At 72.4% G+C, this 14,448-nt stretch carries 17 protein-coding genes and 1 pseudogene; 11 read left to right on the top strand and 7 right to left on the bottom strand.

Annotation, left to right across the window (positions count from 1 at the left end):
• The first annotated feature begins 22 nt into the window (after window positions 1-22).
• From B085_RS0102540 to B085_RS0102575, 8 genes are all read left to right on the top strand, one after another.
• On the top strand, window positions 23-1,198 hold the full coding sequence (locus B085_RS0102540; protein WP_026250605.1) for an NAD(P)/FAD-dependent oxidoreductase: 1,176 nt from the start codon (window positions 23-25) through the stop codon (window positions 1,196-1,198).
• Window positions 1,195-1,503 (top strand): (2Fe-2S)-binding protein, encoded by a 309-nt coding sequence (locus B085_RS50385; protein ID WP_018556985.1) that lies wholly within the window; start codon window positions 1,195-1,197, stop codon window positions 1,501-1,503. Before B085_RS0102540 ends, B085_RS50385 begins: the two co-directional genes overlap by 4 nt.
• Window positions 1,500-2,834: an NAD(P)/FAD-dependent oxidoreductase gene (locus B085_RS40980; protein WP_018556986.1), complete on the top strand. Its 1,335-nt coding sequence runs from the start codon at window positions 1,500-1,502 to the stop codon at window positions 2,832-2,834. Before B085_RS50385 ends, B085_RS40980 begins: the two co-directional genes overlap by 4 nt.
• Window positions 2,831-3,730, top strand: a complete 900-nt coding sequence (locus tag B085_RS0102555) for a dihydrodipicolinate synthase family protein (RefSeq protein WP_018556987.1) — start codon at window positions 2,831-2,833, stop codon at window positions 3,728-3,730. Before B085_RS40980 ends, B085_RS0102555 begins: the two co-directional genes overlap by 4 nt.
• A 48-nt stretch (window positions 3,731-3,778) precedes the next feature.
• Complete coding sequence (locus tag B085_RS0102560; protein ID WP_018556988.1) at window positions 3,779-4,780, top strand: proline racemase family protein; 1,002 nt, start codon at window positions 3,779-3,781, stop codon at window positions 4,778-4,780.
• Between the two features lie 58 nt (window positions 4,781-4,838).
• Window positions 4,839-5,510 carry a GntR family transcriptional regulator gene (locus B085_RS0102565; protein ID WP_018556989.1) on the top strand — a complete coding sequence of 224 codons (672 nt, stop codon included), beginning with the start codon at window positions 4,839-4,841 and terminating at the stop codon, window positions 5,508-5,510.
• A complete protein-coding gene (locus B085_RS0102570; RefSeq protein WP_018556990.1) occupies window positions 5,498-6,199 on the top strand; it encodes a (2Fe-2S)-binding protein in 702 nt (233 codons plus the stop codon). Before B085_RS0102565 ends, B085_RS0102570 begins: the two co-directional genes overlap by 13 nt.
• A 145-nt stretch (window positions 6,200-6,344) precedes the next feature.
• Window positions 6,345-7,136 (top strand): SAM-dependent methyltransferase, encoded by a 792-nt coding sequence (locus tag B085_RS0102575; protein WP_018556991.1) that lies wholly within the window; start codon window positions 6,345-6,347, stop codon window positions 7,134-7,136.
• Between the two features lie 15 nt (window positions 7,137-7,151).
• On the opposite strand, the gene B085_RS0102580 is transcribed toward B085_RS0102575, so the two are convergent.
• Window positions 7,152-7,610 (bottom strand): SRPBCC family protein, encoded by a 459-nt coding sequence (locus tag B085_RS0102580; RefSeq protein WP_018556992.1) that lies wholly within the window; start codon window positions 7,608-7,610, stop codon window positions 7,152-7,154.
• A gap of 86 nt (window positions 7,611-7,696) precedes the next feature.
• Between B085_RS0102580 and B085_RS0102585 the strand changes: the two genes are divergently transcribed.
• The gene (locus B085_RS0102585) at window positions 7,697-8,146 is read left to right on the top strand and encodes a hypothetical protein (RefSeq protein ID WP_018556993.1); all 450 of its coding nucleotides are present in this window, start codon (window positions 7,697-7,699) and stop codon (window positions 8,144-8,146) included.
• Window positions 8,147-8,302: 156 nt separating this feature from the next.
• Here B085_RS0102585 and B085_RS40985 read toward each other — a convergent pair whose 3' ends face one another.
• Complete coding sequence (locus B085_RS40985; RefSeq protein ID WP_018556994.1) at window positions 8,303-8,791, bottom strand: hypothetical protein; 489 nt, start codon at window positions 8,789-8,791, stop codon at window positions 8,303-8,305.
• A gap of 117 nt (window positions 8,792-8,908) precedes the next feature.
• Here B085_RS40985 and B085_RS50390 point away from each other — a divergent pair.
• Window positions 8,909-9,093 (top strand): annotated as a pseudogene (locus B085_RS50390) (site-specific integrase); the annotation flags it as partial.
• A 108-nt stretch (window positions 9,094-9,201) separates the two neighbouring features.
• Here B085_RS50390 and glnA read toward each other — a convergent pair.
• A complete protein-coding gene (gene glnA / locus B085_RS0102595; RefSeq protein WP_018556995.1) occupies window positions 9,202-10,614 on the bottom strand; it encodes a type I glutamate--ammonia ligase in 1,413 nt (470 codons plus the stop codon).
• 199 nt (window positions 10,615-10,813) lie between these two features.
• Between glnA and B085_RS0102600 the strand changes: the two genes are divergently transcribed.
• Window positions 10,814-11,281, top strand: a complete 468-nt coding sequence (locus B085_RS0102600) for an RDD family protein (RefSeq protein ID WP_018556996.1) — start codon at window positions 10,814-10,816, stop codon at window positions 11,279-11,281.
• A 76-nt stretch (window positions 11,282-11,357) separates the two neighbouring features.
• Here B085_RS0102600 and B085_RS0102605 read toward each other — a convergent pair whose 3' ends face one another.
• The 4 genes from B085_RS0102605 to lipB form a co-directional block, all read right to left on the bottom strand.
• Entirely contained in the window at window positions 11,358-12,038 is a 681-nt protein-coding gene (locus B085_RS0102605; RefSeq protein ID WP_026250607.1) for a DUF4191 domain-containing protein, read from the bottom strand.
• A gap of 77 nt (window positions 12,039-12,115) precedes the next feature.
• Window positions 12,116-12,340 carry a hypothetical protein gene (locus B085_RS0102610; RefSeq protein ID WP_018556998.1) on the bottom strand — a complete coding sequence of 75 codons (225 nt, stop codon included), beginning with the start codon at window positions 12,338-12,340 and terminating at the stop codon, window positions 12,116-12,118.
• 238 nt (window positions 12,341-12,578) lie between these two features.
• A complete protein-coding gene (lipA, locus tag B085_RS0102615; protein WP_026250608.1) occupies window positions 12,579-13,553 on the bottom strand; it encodes a lipoyl synthase in 975 nt (324 codons plus the stop codon).
• A 39-nt stretch (window positions 13,554-13,592) separates the two neighbouring features.
• Entirely contained in the window at window positions 13,593-14,399 is an 807-nt protein-coding gene (gene lipB, locus B085_RS0102620; RefSeq protein WP_018557000.1) for a lipoyl(octanoyl) transferase LipB, read from the bottom strand.
• Between the last annotated feature and the right edge of the window lie 49 nt (window positions 14,400-14,448).

Consider the following 14,448-nt stretch of genomic DNA (forward strand, 5'->3'; position numbering starts at 1 on the left):
TGCTGTGTGACATATTACCGGCGTGAGCAAGCCGACGAGCTGCGATGTCGTGGTCGTCGGCGCCGGGATGGTGGGCGCGGCCTGCGCCCTCCACGCCGTGGCGGCCGGGCTGCGCACCGTCCTGGTGGACCGCGGACCGGTGACCGGCGGCACCACCGGGGCCGGCGAGGGCAATCTGCTGGTGTCCGACAAGGAACCGGGTCCGGAGCTCGGACTCGCCCTGCTCTCCGCCCGGTTGTGGCACGAGCTGACCGAACGTCACAGCCTGGGCGCGACCGCCGAGTACGAGGCCAAGGGCGGGCTCGTCGTGGCCGCCGGCGAGGAAGGCCTCCACGCGCTGCTGGACTTCGCGGCCGCCCAGCGGCGCGGCGGCGTCGAGGCGGTGCCCGTACCGGCTGACGGGCTGCGCGACCTCGAACCCCATCTGGCGGAGGGCCTCGCCGGAGGCGTCCACTACCCCCAGGACGCCCAGGTGCAGCCCGCGCTCGCCGCCGCCCGCCTCGTACGCGCCGCCCGTGACCTGGGCGCCGAGGCCCGGCTCGGCACCACGGTGACGGCGGTCCTCCGCACGCCGGACGGCGCCGTGCGCGGGGTCCGCACCGACCGCGGCGACATCCACGCCCCGGCCGTCGTCAACGCCGCGGGCACGTGGGGCGGCGAGGTGGCCGCACTCGCCGGGGTACGGCTGCCCGTACTGCCGAGGCGCGGCTTCGTCCTGGTCACCGAGCCCCTCCCGGCGCGCACCGTCCGGCACAAGGTGTACGCGGCGGACTACGTCGCCGACGTCGCCAGCGACTCCGCCGACCTGCAGACATCCGCAGTCGTCGAGGCCACCGCGGCGGGCCCGGTCCTCATCGGCGCCAGCCGTGAACGCGTCGGCTTCGACCGCACCTTCTCCCTCCCCGTCGTTCGCCGTCTCGCCGCCCAGGCCCTCGCCCTCTTCCCGGTGCTCCGGGACGTCGCGACGCTGCGCGCGTACACCGGCTTCCGGCCCTACCTGCCGGACCACCTTCCCGCGATCGGCCCGGACCCCCGCGCCCCCGGGCTCCACCATGCCTGCGGGCACGAGGGCGCCGGCATCGGACTCGCCCCGGCGACCGGCCACCTGATCGCCCAGTGCCTCACCGGGGTCCGCCCCGACCTCGACCTCGCCCCCTTCCGCCCCGACCGCTTCCCCGCCGAGGAGGCCGCCCCGTGAGCCGCCGCAGCCCCCTGCGCCTGGCCCGCGCCGCACCGGGCCCGGGCTTCACCTTCACCTTCGACGGGCGCGACATCCCCGCCCACCCCGGTCAGTCCGTCGCCGCCGCCCTCTGGTCGGCCGGTGTCCTGTCCTGGCGCACCACCCGCGTCGACGGCGCCCCCCGGGGGGTCTTCTGCGGCATCGGCGTCTGCTTCGACTGCCTCGTCACGGTCAACGGCAGCCCGGGCCGGCGCGCCTGCGTCACCGTCGCCCACCCCGGCGACGTCGTCACCCCGCAGGCCCGCACGGGAGAGCTGCCGTGACCGGGGAGAGGTACGAGCTGGCCGTCGTGGGAGCCGGCCCGGCGGGGCTCGCGGCCGCGCTGGAGGCCGCGGACGCCGGCGTGCGCGTCGCTCTGGTGGACGCCGCGCCCCAGGCGGGCGGGCAGTTCTACCGGCAGCCCGCACCGGGCCTCCGGGCCCGCAGGGCCGGGGCCCTGCACCACGCGTGGGGTACCTGGCGGAGGCTGCGCGGGCGCCTCGACGCCCACATCGGGGCAGGCCGCGTCACCCACCTCCCGGGGTGCCAGGTCTGGTGCCTGGAGCCGGGGTTCACCCTGCACACGCTGGAGGCGGGCGCGATCGGCGCGGACGGGGTGGTCCTGGCGACCGGGGGATACGAGAAGGTGCTGCCGTTCCCCGGCTGGACCCTGCCCGGGGTCGTCACGGCGGGCGGCGCGCAGGCGATGCTCAAGGGGGGTCTGGTGCTGCCCGGCCGTACCGTCGTCGTCGCCGGGACGGGGCCGTTGCTGCTGCCGGTCGCGGCGGGCCTCGCGGCGGCCGGGGCGCGCGTCGCGGCGCTCGCCGAGGCCGCCGACCCGCGCGACCTGCTGCGGCACGCCACCGCCGTACCCCTCGGCAAGGCTGTGGAGGGCGCCGTGTACGCCGCCCGGCTGGCCCGGCACGGTATCCGCGTGCGCTGGCGGCACACGGTCGTCGCCGCCCACGGCGTGGACCGCGTCGAGGCGGTCACCCTGGCCGGGCCCGGCGGCGCACGGCGCCGTGTCGCCTGCGACGCCCTCGCCGTCGGCCACGGACTGCTGCCCCACACCGACCTCGCCGGCTCCTTCGAGGTGGACGCGGAACAGCGCACCCCCACCCCCGGCGTCTGGGCCGCCGGCGAGGTCACCGGCGTCGGCGGCGCCGAACTCGCCCTCGCGGAGGGGGAGATCGCCGGACGTTCCGCCGCCGCCCGGCTGCGCGGTACGGAACCCGATCGCGCGGGGTGGGCGACCGCCGCCCGCCGCCGCGAGCGGCTGAGGAGGTTCGCCGGCGTGCTCGACGCCGTCTACCGCCTCCCCGGCGGCTGGGCGCAGTCCACCGTCACCGACGACACCGTGCTGTGCCGCTGCGAGGAGGTGCCCGCCGCCGCCGTCCGCGAGGCCGTCCGCGACCTCGGCGCCGGCGACCTGCGCACCGTCAAGCTGCTCACCCGCGCCGGGATGGGCTGGTGCCAGGGCCGTGTCTGCGGCCCCGGTGTCGCCGCCGTCGCCGGATGCCCCTTCACCGACCCCGGGCGGCCCCTCGCCCGGCCCGTGCCGCTCGGCCTGCTGGCCGCTGGGGCAGCCGAAGAGGAAGAGAGGGAACAGCCGTGAACAGCACCCCCGACCGCCCGTGGCGCGGCCTGCTCGTCGCCACCGCCCTGCCGCTGCGCGCCGAGGACCTGTCCGTCGACTACGAGGCCTACGCCGCCCACTGCGCCTGGCTGGTGGCGAACGGCTGCGACGGCGTCGTACCCAACGGCTCGCTCGGCGAGTACCAGGTCCTGACCCCCGCGGAGCGCGCCCGGGTCGTGGAGACGGCCGTCGCCGCGATCGGCGGCGAGCGCGTCGTACCGGGCGTCGCCGCGTACGGCTCCGGCGAGGCGCGCCGCTGGGCCGAGTACGCCGCCGACGCCGGATGCTCGGCCGTGATGCTGCTGCCGCCCAACGCCTACCGCGCGGACGAGCGTTCCGTGCACGCCCACTACGCCGAGGTCGCGCGGGCCGGGCTGCCGGTCGTCGCGTACAACAACCCCCACGACACCAAGGTCGACCTGACCCCGCGCCTGCTCGCGGAACTGCACGAGGCGGGTCACATCAAGGCCGTGAAGGAGTTCAGCGGCGACGTGCGCCGCGCCTGGGAGCTGGCCGAACTCGCCCCGGGACTCGACCTGGTGATCGGCGCGGACGACGTGCTGCTCGAACTGGCCGCCGCGGGCGCCAAGGGCTGGGTCGCGGGCTACCCCAACGCCCTGCCCCGGGCGTGCGGCGAGCTCTTCCGCGCCGCGGTCGCCGGGGACACCGGGACCGCGCTGCCGCTCTACCGGTCGCTGCACCCGCTGCTGCGCTGGGACTCCCGGACGGAGTTCGTCCAGGCCATCAAGGTGTCGATGGACCTCGTAGGACGGTACGGGGGCCCCTGCCGCCCGCCGCGTGTGCCGCTGCTGCCGGAGCAGGAGAAGGAGGTCCGGGCCGCCACCGAGGCCGCGATCGCCGCCGGCCTGGCGTAGCCCCCGCCCGCGGCCCCGGCACCCGACCCACGAGGAGGACACACCCCCATGCGCAGCAAACTCGTCCTGCACGCGGTGGACTCCCACACCGAGGGCATGCCCACCCGCGTCGTCACCGGCGGCATCGGCACCGTCCCCGGCGCCACCATGAACGAACGCCGCCTCCACTTCCGCGACCATCTCGACCACATCCGGCACCTGCTGATGGACGAGCCCCGCGGCCACGCCGCGATGAGCGGGGCGATCCTGCAGCCGCCCACCCGCCCGGACGCCGACTACGGCGTGATCTACATCGAGGTCTCCGGCTACCTGCCGATGTGCGGGCACGGCACGATCGGCGTGGCGACCGTCCTCGTCGAGACCGGCATGGTGCCGGTGACCGAGCCCGTCACCACGGTCCGCCTCGACACCCCGGCCGGCCTGGTCGTCGCGGAGGTGGCCGTCACCGACGGCGCGGCGACCGCCGTGACCCTGCGCAACGTCCCCTCGTTCAGCGTCGCCCTGGACCGCAAGGCCGTCCTCGCCGACGGCCGCACCGTCACCTACGACCTCGCCTACGGCGGCAACTTCTACGCGATCCTGCCCCTGGACTCCTTCGGCCTGCCCTTCGACCGGTCCCGCAAGGACGACATCCTCGCCGCCGGACTCGCGCTGATGGACGCGATCAACGCCGAGGAGCCGCCCGTCCACCCGGAGGACCCCACCATCCGCGGGTGCAAGCACGTCCAGTTGCTGGCGCCCGGCTCCACGGCGGTCCGTTCGCGGCACGCCATGGCCATCCACCCCGGCTGGTTCGACCGCTCGCCCTGCGGCACCGGAACGAGCGCGCGGATGGCGCAGCTGCACGCCCGCGGCGAACTGCCCCTGCACCAGGACTTCGTGAACGAGTCCTTCATCGGCACGCACTTCACCGGGCGGCTCACCGGCACCACCGAAGTGGCCGGCCTGCCCGGCGTGCTGCCGTCCGTCACCGGCCGCGCCTGGATCACCGGCACGGCCCAGTACCTGCTGGACCCGTCGGACCCGTTCCCCGCCGGATTCGTCCTCTAGCGACCCGGACACCGATACTGGTCGCATACATGCCACGTCGCCGAGGAGGAGCCACCGCATGGCAGCGCACTACGGGCCCGCCCTGCCCGCCCTCGGCGGGCAGCGCTCCGGCAGTTACCGCGAGCGCGTCGCGGACGCCCTGCGCGCGGCGCTGGTCGCGGGGGAGCTGCGCCCCGGCGAGGTGCACTCCGTGCCCGCGCTGGCGGGCCGCTTCGGCATCTCCGCCACGCCCGTCCGCGAGGCGCTGCTGGACCTGGCCAAGGAGGGGCTGCTCGACCCGGTGCCCAACAAGGGCTTCCGGGTGACCGCGGTCTCCGACCGGCAACTCGACGAGTACACCCACATCCGCTCCCTCATCGAGATCCCGACCGTCACCGGCCTCGCCTCCACCGCCGACGCCACGGCGCTGGAGGCGCTGCGCCCGGCCGCCGAGGAGATCGTCACCGCCGCCGCGGCCGGGGACCTCATCGCCTACGTGGAGGCCGACCGCCGCTTCCACCTCGGGCTGCTCGCCCTCGCCGGCAACGAGCACCTGGTCGAGGTCGTCGGCGACCTGCGCAAGCGCAGCCGGCTGTACGGCCTCACGGCCCTCGCCGAGCGCGGCCTGCTCCGGGCCTCGGCGGAGGAGCACCTGGAACTGCTGGACGTCCTCCTGGCCCGCGACGGCGCGGCCGTGCAGGCCGTCATGACCCGTCATCTCGGACACGTCAGGGGCCTGTGGGCGCGCTGACCGGCGGAGGCGGCCCGGGGCCGTTCTTCGCCGTGCGCACCGGGCCGGGGGAGCCCCGGGCGGAGGGATTCGTGCCGCTGGCGGAGGTGTACGCCGGGCGGCCGTCGCCCGCGCTGACCGCACGGGTGGCGGAGGTGGGGCGGCGGCTCGGCACGCCGGAGCGGCGCGTCGCCGCCTCGCTGGCCCAGCAGGGGCTGGCCGCGCGGCTGTGGTCCGTCGCGCTCGGCCCGGCGGCGCTGACCGACCGCATGCCCGACCTGTCCGGCGGACGCCTGTGGTGGCACCCCGGCCGGTCGGCCCCGGACGAGCTGTGGCTGCCGGACGACGCCCCGCGGGTGCCCGCCGGCCGGCTGCGCGAGGACGTGCTCCTGGGCCACCTGGTGCCTCTCTGCGAGTCCGTGCACGCGGTGTCGGGCGTCGCGCCGGGGCTGCTGTGGGGCAACGCCGCCTCGGCCCTGGCCGGGACCCTGCGGGTGCTGCACTCCTGGTGCCTGGGGGAGGGCGCCCGGCCCGGCGCCGCCGCCCGTGCCGTCGCGCTGGCGGAGGAGCTGATGGCGGACCCCCTGCTGCGTGACGCCGGCGGCCTGCGCCTCACCGGGCCGGGCGCGCCCGCCTACGTCCGCCGCAGTTGCTGCCTGTACTACCGCGTGCCCGGCGGCGGACTGTGCGGGGACTGCGCGCTGCGCTGAGGGCGGGCCGGCCGCCGGTGGTCGCCGTGTCGAACTCCCGGTGACCAGGAACTATCTATGTCGGCATAGAAGTTGATGATGTGGAAAGCTGTCGTCAGCGGTGCCGGGTCAGGGCCCGGCCGGCCGCCGAGAGGAGCGCAGCGTGATGGAGAACGGCTTCCGCGCCGAGGAGATCGACACCGGCAGGCCGCACCCCGCGCGGATCTACGACTACCTGCTGGGCGGCAAGGACAACTACGAGGTCGACCGCAAGGCCGCCGACGCACTCGCCGTCGCGGCGCCCGAGGTGAGGATCGGCGTCCGCGCCAACCGGGCCTTCATGCGCCGCGCCGTCCGGCACGTGGTCGGCAGCGGCGTCCGCCAGGTCCTCGACATCGGCACCGGACTGCCCACCTCCCCCAACGTGCACGAGATCGCCCAAGAGGTGTCGGCCGAAGTCCGCATCGCGTACGTCGACAACGACCCGATCGTGAACACCCACGCCAACGCCCTGCTCAGCCGCTCGGCCGCCACCAGCGTCGTACTCGCCGACCTGCGCGACCCCCGGGCCGTCCTGGACCACCCCGACGTCCGGCAGGTCATCGACTTCGACGAACCGGTCGCCCTGCTCCTCGTCGCCGTCCTCCACTTCCTCACCGACGGGGAGAAGCCCGCGGAGGTCGTCGCCACCCTGCGCGACGCGCTCCCGGCCGGCAGTTATGTGGTGCTCTCGCACGCCACCGGCGACTTCGCCGACCGCAGCGACGCCCAGGCGGTCTACAACAACGCCACCGCGAGCCTCAACCTGCGCTCCCGTTCCGAGGTCGAGCGGCTCTTCGACGGCTTCGAGCTGGAGGAACCGGGCCTCGTCCAGGTCCCCTTCTGGCGCCCCGACACCCCCGTCCCGCCGCGCTCCGGCGAGATCGGCTTCTACGGCGGCGTCGGCCGCCGCGCCTGACAGGATCCCCCGTCTTCAGACGGGCCGCTCCAGCCGGTCCCTGAGGACCCGGGCCCTGGCCCGCTGGACCGCCCCCGCCTGGGAGGCGGCGAAGCGCAGCAGGCCGGGCGGCGTGCGCAGGCGCAGGGTGTCGGTGACCAGGCTGCCGGCGCCGTCGCGCTCTATGGCGAAGCGGTAGCCCATGCGGACCCGGGCCGGGCTGCGGACCTCGCCGGAGATCTCGGCGGAGTGCGGCAGCCGGTCCGGGACGGCGACAAGCGTCACGTCGATGACGTTGTCGTGCCGCAGCAGCCCCAGGAACCGGAACCGCTCCACGGCCGTGTAGCGCACGCTCCCGCCACTGCGGTGCACATCGCGGACGGCGACGAGGAGCGGCGACAGGCCGATGTAGTGCGTCGGCTCGGCCAGGTGCGCGAAGACCTCATCCGGGGGCGCGGCGACCCGGAAGGTGTGCTCCAGTTCGGTGGACGGCATAGTGGACCCCTCCTCGGCACGGCACCCGGCACGGCCCCATCTTGTCCGACCGCCGCCCCTGGACGAACAAGATGTAGCCTCTGGGCATGCCGTATGTGGATCTTCAAGCGCTCTATGCCGAGTTCGAGACCCGGGCTTTTCCGAGGTCTTGGACCGAATGGGGACACGGTGATCTGACCGTTACCAGTAACGAGAGCGGCCATGCGATCGTGCTCGCCGAGTCCGATGAGTTCTGGGATGACCATGATGGTTCAGCCGCCGCGGCGGCCGGAGAGCACCTGGCGTCGGTGTACCGCAACTACGAGATTGCCGCCGCAGTCGTCTGGGGTGACCCGTGCCCGGTCGACATCACGAATCGGCTCGCAGGGGGTGAGACGTCGCCTTTCACCGAGCTGTTGCTAGAGCAAGGAGCGATCAGCGGCAACTTCTGGGATCGCGGCGAACGAGCGCTCGGCCTGGCCATCTGCCAGATGGACAAGGAAACGGCGATTCAAGTTGTCGCTTTCGTGGCATCAATCGGCGAGTTGCAGAAGTAGCTACGGCCCCAGTTGGGAAGACTGAGGCTGCGGCCCCTGCCTCACCTGGGCGGTGCTGACCTGCGGCAAAGCGACCCCGTCACCGCTGTTCCCCGTGGCTCCCCGTTCGGCACCGCCTCACCTGGCGCGGCTGTGGCACGCGCCGCTCGACGTGGACTATGGGCGTTGCGGTGGCTGAGGTCTCATGGGACTGCCAGGCGTGCGCATCCCGTTCCGTAGAGCTTCGAGCTCCGTTCGAGGGAACGGGCGGCCCCATTGGGATGCGTAGCCCTCTTCGCCCAGCTCATGAGCGACCCGGTCGAAGGCCCGCACAGCCGCCCGTGCCAGCGCCCTGGCGTCGTGGCGCCCCGACCATAGAACGGTCCCTGAGCTGTCGGGCGCTCGAAGGTCTTTTGCCTCGACCAGTCGGATGTCGACGTCGGACCCGTCGCGGTGGAAGAACCACCGGTAGACCTGAGGTTCCCCCTCGAACTCAGCTCGTGTGTCGTCATCGCCACCTGCAAGCCTGGCGATCGCGTACAGGAACTGCTCGGGCGCATCCGTGACGTACGAGGCGAGCACCTCAGACTCGCCGTGTTCGTCAGCGACCGTGACGAAGGCCCAGCCGTGATGGCGCAGTGTCCAAGTGATCGTGAGAGAAGCCATCCCACCCCCTATGAGGCCAGCACCCTACTGCGTACGTCGGCGGGAGCGGCTTTGGGCTGGAGCTGCCGTGGGGCGAGAGATCGGGGCCCGTAAGCTGCTGGCGACTCGGGCAGTCTCTGGACCTCAGTGCTCCTGGACGCCGGCGAGAACGTCAAGGCTCTGGCTGACTACCTCGGCCACGCCGACCCGGGGTTCACCCTGAGACCTACACGCACCTGATGCCGAACAGCCAAGAGCGTGCCCGTCGGGCCATCGACGCCGCGTTCGGGGGCGGGGGAGAGGCACCTTCCGCTGCTCCGTGAAAGCGCCCCACCAACGAGCCGTGGGCCGTGACTCCCGATGAGGGAGGCACGGCCCACGGCCCATGGACGGCCCAGGTCAGGGAATCATGGCCCGACCCTGCGGACTTCCTAGATGTCGAAGTACAGCTCGAACTCGTGCGGGTGCGGCCGCAGTGCGATCGGGGCGATCTCGTTGACCCGCTTGTAGTCGATCCAGGTCTCGATCAGGTCGGAGGTGAAGACCCCGCCCTGGAGGAGGAACTCGTGGTCGTCCTCGAGCGACTCCAGGACCGCCGACAGCGAGGTCGGGACCTGCGGGACGCCCGCGTGCTCCTCGGGGGCGAGCTCGTAGAGGTCCTTGTCGACGGGCTCGGCCGGCTCGATCTTGTTCTTGATGCCGTCGAGGCCCGCGAGCAGCAGCGCCGAGAAGGCCAGGTACGGGTTGCCGGAGGAGTCCGGGGCGCGGAACTCGATGCGCTTGGCCTTGGGGTTCGCACCCGTGATCGGGATGCGGATGGCCGCGGAGCGGTTGCGCTGCGAGTAGACCAGGTTGACCGGGGCCTCGAAGCCGGGGACCAGGCGGTGGTACGAGTTCACCGTGGGGTTGGTGAAGGCCAGCAGCGCCGGGGCGTGCTTGAGGATGCCGCCGATGTAGTAGCGGGCGGTGTCCGACAGGCCCGCGTAGCCCTGCTCGTCGTAGAACAGCGGGGCGCCGTTGGTCCACAGCGACTGGTGGACGTGCATGCCGGAGCCGTTGTCACCGAAGATCGGCTTGGGCATGAAGGTCGCGGTCTTGCCGGCACGCCAGGCGACGTTCTTCACGATGTACTTGAAGAGCATCAGGTCGTCGGCCGCGGCGAGCAGCGTGTTGAACTTGTAGTTGATCTCGGCCTGGCCGGCGGTGCCCACCTCGTGGTGCTGGCGCTCGACCTGGAGGCCGGACTTCATCAGCTCGAGGGTGATCTCGGCGCGCAGGTCGGCGAAGTGGTCGACCGGCGGGACCGGGAAGTAGCCGCCCTTGTACTTGACCTTGTAACCGCGGTTGTCCTGCTCCGCACCGCTGTTCCAGGCACCGGCCTCGGAGTCGATGTGGTAGAAGGACTGGTTCGCGCTGGTCTCGAAGCGGGCGCTGTCGAAGACGTAGAACTCGGCCTCGGGGCCGAAGTACGCGGTGTCGGCGATGCCGGAGGAGGCGAGGTAGGCCTCGGCCTTCTTCGCCACGTTCCGCGGGTCACGGCTGTACTGCTCGCCGGTGATCGGGTCGTGGATGAAGAAGTTGACGTTGAGCGTGGAGTCCCGGCGGAACGGGTCCAGCTTGGCCGTGGAGAGGTCCGGCACCAGAGCCATGTCGGACTCGTGGATGGCCTGGAAGCCGCGGATCGAGGACCCGTCGAACATCAGCTGCTCGTCGGGGTCGAAAGACTCGACCGGGACCGTGAAGTGCTGCATCACACCGGGCAGGTCGCAGAACCGGACGTCCACGAACTTGACGTCGTTGTCCGAGATGAACTTCTTCACCTCGTCGGCGTTTTGGAACGACATCCAACTCCTCCTTGGCCCGGCCCGGGAGGCCGGATTGCAGCTCATGGGTGCGACCAGTGCGGTGGCGCACGTTGGTGCCGACCATAGAGATCGGGCATTTCCCTCTCGTGACCCATTTGTTTCTTGCAGGTTAACCGAGCCGCCCCACGGGTGCCGGGTCGGACGCGGGCGCCCCGGGGCGGGGGGTTACCGTGGAGCCGTGGACAACAGGGATGTCATCGGATCGTGGATCGAGGGCCCGAAGGCCGCGGCGGAGCGGATGGGTGTCGACTTCGGCTACCGCGGGCAGCGCCTCGGGCTGCCTGAGGACGGCCCCGGCTCGATCGCCCCGGTCGGGCGGCGCATCGCGGCCCTCTTCATCGACTGGGGCCTGTGCGCGCTGATCGCGTACGGGCTGATCGCGCACCGTGACGCGGCCGCGGCCAATCCGTGGACCACGGTGGTCTTCGGCCTCATGAGCGTGCTGCTGCTGGGCACCGTCGGCACCACCCCGGGCAAGCGCCTGCTGCGGTTGCGCGTGGTCAAGGAGGACGGCGGGCCGCTCGGGCTCGGCGCGGCGGTGCTGCGGACGCTGCTGCTCCTGCTGGTCGTCCCGGCGGTGGTCTGGGACCGCGACACCCGCGGCATGCACGACCGGGCCGTGAAGGCGGTCCAGATCCGGATGTGACCGCGGAGCGCACGACGCGAAGTGCCCCGGACGAGTCGATTCGTCCGGGGCACTTCGCGTTCCGTTTCGTATGCGATCAGCGGCCCTTCGGCATCCGCATGCCCTTGGGGAGCGGCCCCTTCGGCACCGGCATGTTGCTCATCAGGTCGCCGAGCGCCCGGAGCCGGTCGTTGACCTCGGTGACCTTGGGGCCTGGCAGCACGCGCGGCAGCTTCAGCAGGGTGGTGCGGATCTTCTTCAGCGGCACCTGCCCCTCGCCGTTGCCCACGATGAGGTCGGTGACCGGGACGTCCACGACGATGCGCGCCATCTTCTTCTTCTCGGAGGCCAGCAGGCCCTTCAGCCGGTTCGGGTTGCCCTCGCCGACCAGGACGATGCCGGCCTTGCCGACCGCGCGGTGCACGACGTCCTGGCTGCGGGTCATCGCCACCGCGGGCGTCACCGACCAGCCGCGGCCGACGTTGTCCAGCACCGCGGCCGCGGCGCCGGGCTGCCCGTCCAGCTGGCCGAACGCCGCCTTCTCGGCACGCCGCCCGAAGATGATCGCCATCGCCAGCAGGGCCAGAAGGAAGCCCAGGATGCCCGCGTAGATGGGGTGACCGATCAAGAAGCCGAGGGCGAGGATGACACCGAAGGTGACGATTCCCACAGCCGCAAGGACGAGACCGACCTTGGAGTCGACCCGCCTGGTCATCTTGTAGGTCTGGGCGATCTGCTTCAGGCGCCCAGGGTTGCTCTCGGATGTATCCCTCGCCATGCCGCACAGGATACGTGGCCCGCGCGGCCCCGGCCCCACCGGAGGGGGTCCGCCTTTTCCGGCGGCCCCGCCACGGCCTAGAGGGCGTCGCCGTGCGAGGCCCGAGAGGAGACCAGGGCGTCCATCACGTGCTGGGCGTCACGGCGGTCCTTGGCGCGCTTGCGGTCCTCCAGGACGGCGGACCAGGCGTTGCGGCGCGCCGTCTCCTCGGCGCCGCGGAACAGGAGGTACTCCACGGCGCGCAGCGCGCCGGCGGCGGCACCGGGGATGGTGCTCTGGCGGTGGAGGTGTGCGGCCTGCATGGTGGTGTCCCCCTCAGGACGGCTCAGACGCGGTGGGATGGTCCGCTTATCCAGAGTCACCACATTGTGTTACCAGTCCGTGACCGGTCGGTCAAACCGTCGTGAAACCCCGGCGGTGCCTTCGCGCCGTTCCCCGCGGAGGTGCCGCACGTCAGGGACGCGTCAGGGGTCCCCGCGGGGACCCCTGACGTGACGAACCGCACGTTCCTGCGGTGACGCGCAGGTCACCGCAGTGTGATCAGACGGCCTGTACGGCGACGACCTCGCCGCGCTCGCCGCGGCGCTCGACGGCCTGCTGGAAGAGCCGGCCGGCCCGGTACGAGGACCGCACGAGCGGGCCCGACATGACACCGGCGAAGCCGATCTCCTCGGCCTCCTCCTTCAGCTCCACGAACTCGTGGGGCTTCACCCAGCGCTCCACCGGGTGGTGCCGCAGGCTCGGGCGCAGGTACTGGGTGATGGTGATCAGCTCGCAGCCCGCGTCGTGCAGGTCCTGCAGCGCCTGGCTGACCTCCTCGCGCTCCTCGCCCATGCCGAGGATGAGGTTGGACTTGGTCACCAGGCCCGCCTCGCGCGCCTTGGTGATGACCTCCAGCGAGCGCTCGTAGCGGAAGCCGGGACGGATGCGCTTGAAGATCCGCGGCACCGTCTCCACGTTGTGGGCGAGCACCTCGGGACGGGCGCCGAAGACCTCGGCGAGCTGCTCGGGGACCGCGTTGAAGTCCGGGATCAGCAGCTCGACCTTGGTGCGGCCGGCGGCGCGGTCGGCGGTCATGGAGTGGATCTGGCGCACCGTCTCGGCGTACAGCCAGGCGCCGCCGTCCTCCAGGTCGTCGCGGGCGACGCCGGTGATGGTGGCGTAGTTCAGGTCCATGGTGACGACGGACTCGCCGACGCGGCGCGGCTCGTCACGGTCGAGGGCCTGCGGCTTGCCGGTGTCGATCTGGCAGAAGTCGCAGCGCCGGGTGCACTGGTCGCCGCCGATGAGGAAGGTGGCCTCGCGGTCCTCCCAGCACTCGAAGATGTTGGGGCAGCCCGCCTCCTGGCACACCGTGTGCAGACCCTCGCGCTTCACCAGGCTGTGCAGCTCGGTGTACTCGGGACCCATCTTGGCCCGGGTCTTGATCCACTCGGGCTTGCGCTCGATGGGGGTCTGGCTGTTGCGGACCTCCAGACGCAGCATCTTGCGGCCTTCAGGCGCTACAGCGGACACGTCCGACTCCCTCTCGAGGCTTCGTTTCGTTGGTGAACATCAGCGTACGCCTGTGGATTCCGGGACGACCCGGGGGAGCGGCTCCGCCGACTCCAGGACCCGCCGCAGGTGCTTCTCCACCACCGGGAGGACCTCGGAGACGGTGACCTCGCGGCCGAGTTCGTTGCTGAGCGAGGCCACGCCGGCGTCCCGGATGCCGCAGGGCACGATCCGGTCGAACCAGGTGTTGTCGGGGTTGCAGTTCAGCGCGAAGCCGTGCATCGTCACGCCCTTCGCGACGCGGATGCCGATCGCGGCGAGCTTGCGGTCCTCGCGGCGCTGGCCGGCGTTGGAGGGGGCGTACTCCGGGCCCGACAGGCGGGGGTCGAACTCCTCGTCCTGCAGCCGCGGATCGAAGTCCAGGGTCAGCCCCGGGATGACCGGCGGACGGTCCTCGACGGGGTCGCCCAGCACCCACACGCCGCTGCGGCCCTCCACCCGGGTGGTCTCCAGGCCGAACTCGGCGCACGCGTCGATCAGCGCCTCCTCCAGCCGGCGCACGTGCGCGACGACGTCCACCGGGCGCGGCAGCTTCAGGATCGGGTAGCCGACCAGCTGGCCAGGCCCGTGCCAGGTGATCTTGCCGCCCCGGTCGACGTCCACCACGGGGGTGCCGTCCAGCGGGCGCTCGCTGTCCTCGGTGCGGCGGCCCGCGGTGTAGACGGGCGGGTGCTCCAGCAGCAGGCACGTGTCAGGGATCTCGTCGGCGAAGCGCGCCGCGTGCACCCGGCGCTGCTCCTCCCACGCCTCCCGGTACTCCACCGCGTCCTCGCCGAAGCCCAGGTGGACGAAGCGCAGGTCACTCACGGCCGCTCCCTTTGTGGTCCTTTGCGGCGCCCCTCCACGCGTCAGGAGC

The organism is Streptomyces sp. BoleA5, assembly GCF_000373665.1.
Classification (GTDB): domain Bacteria; phylum Actinomycetota; class Actinomycetes; order Streptomycetales; family Streptomycetaceae; genus Actinacidiphila.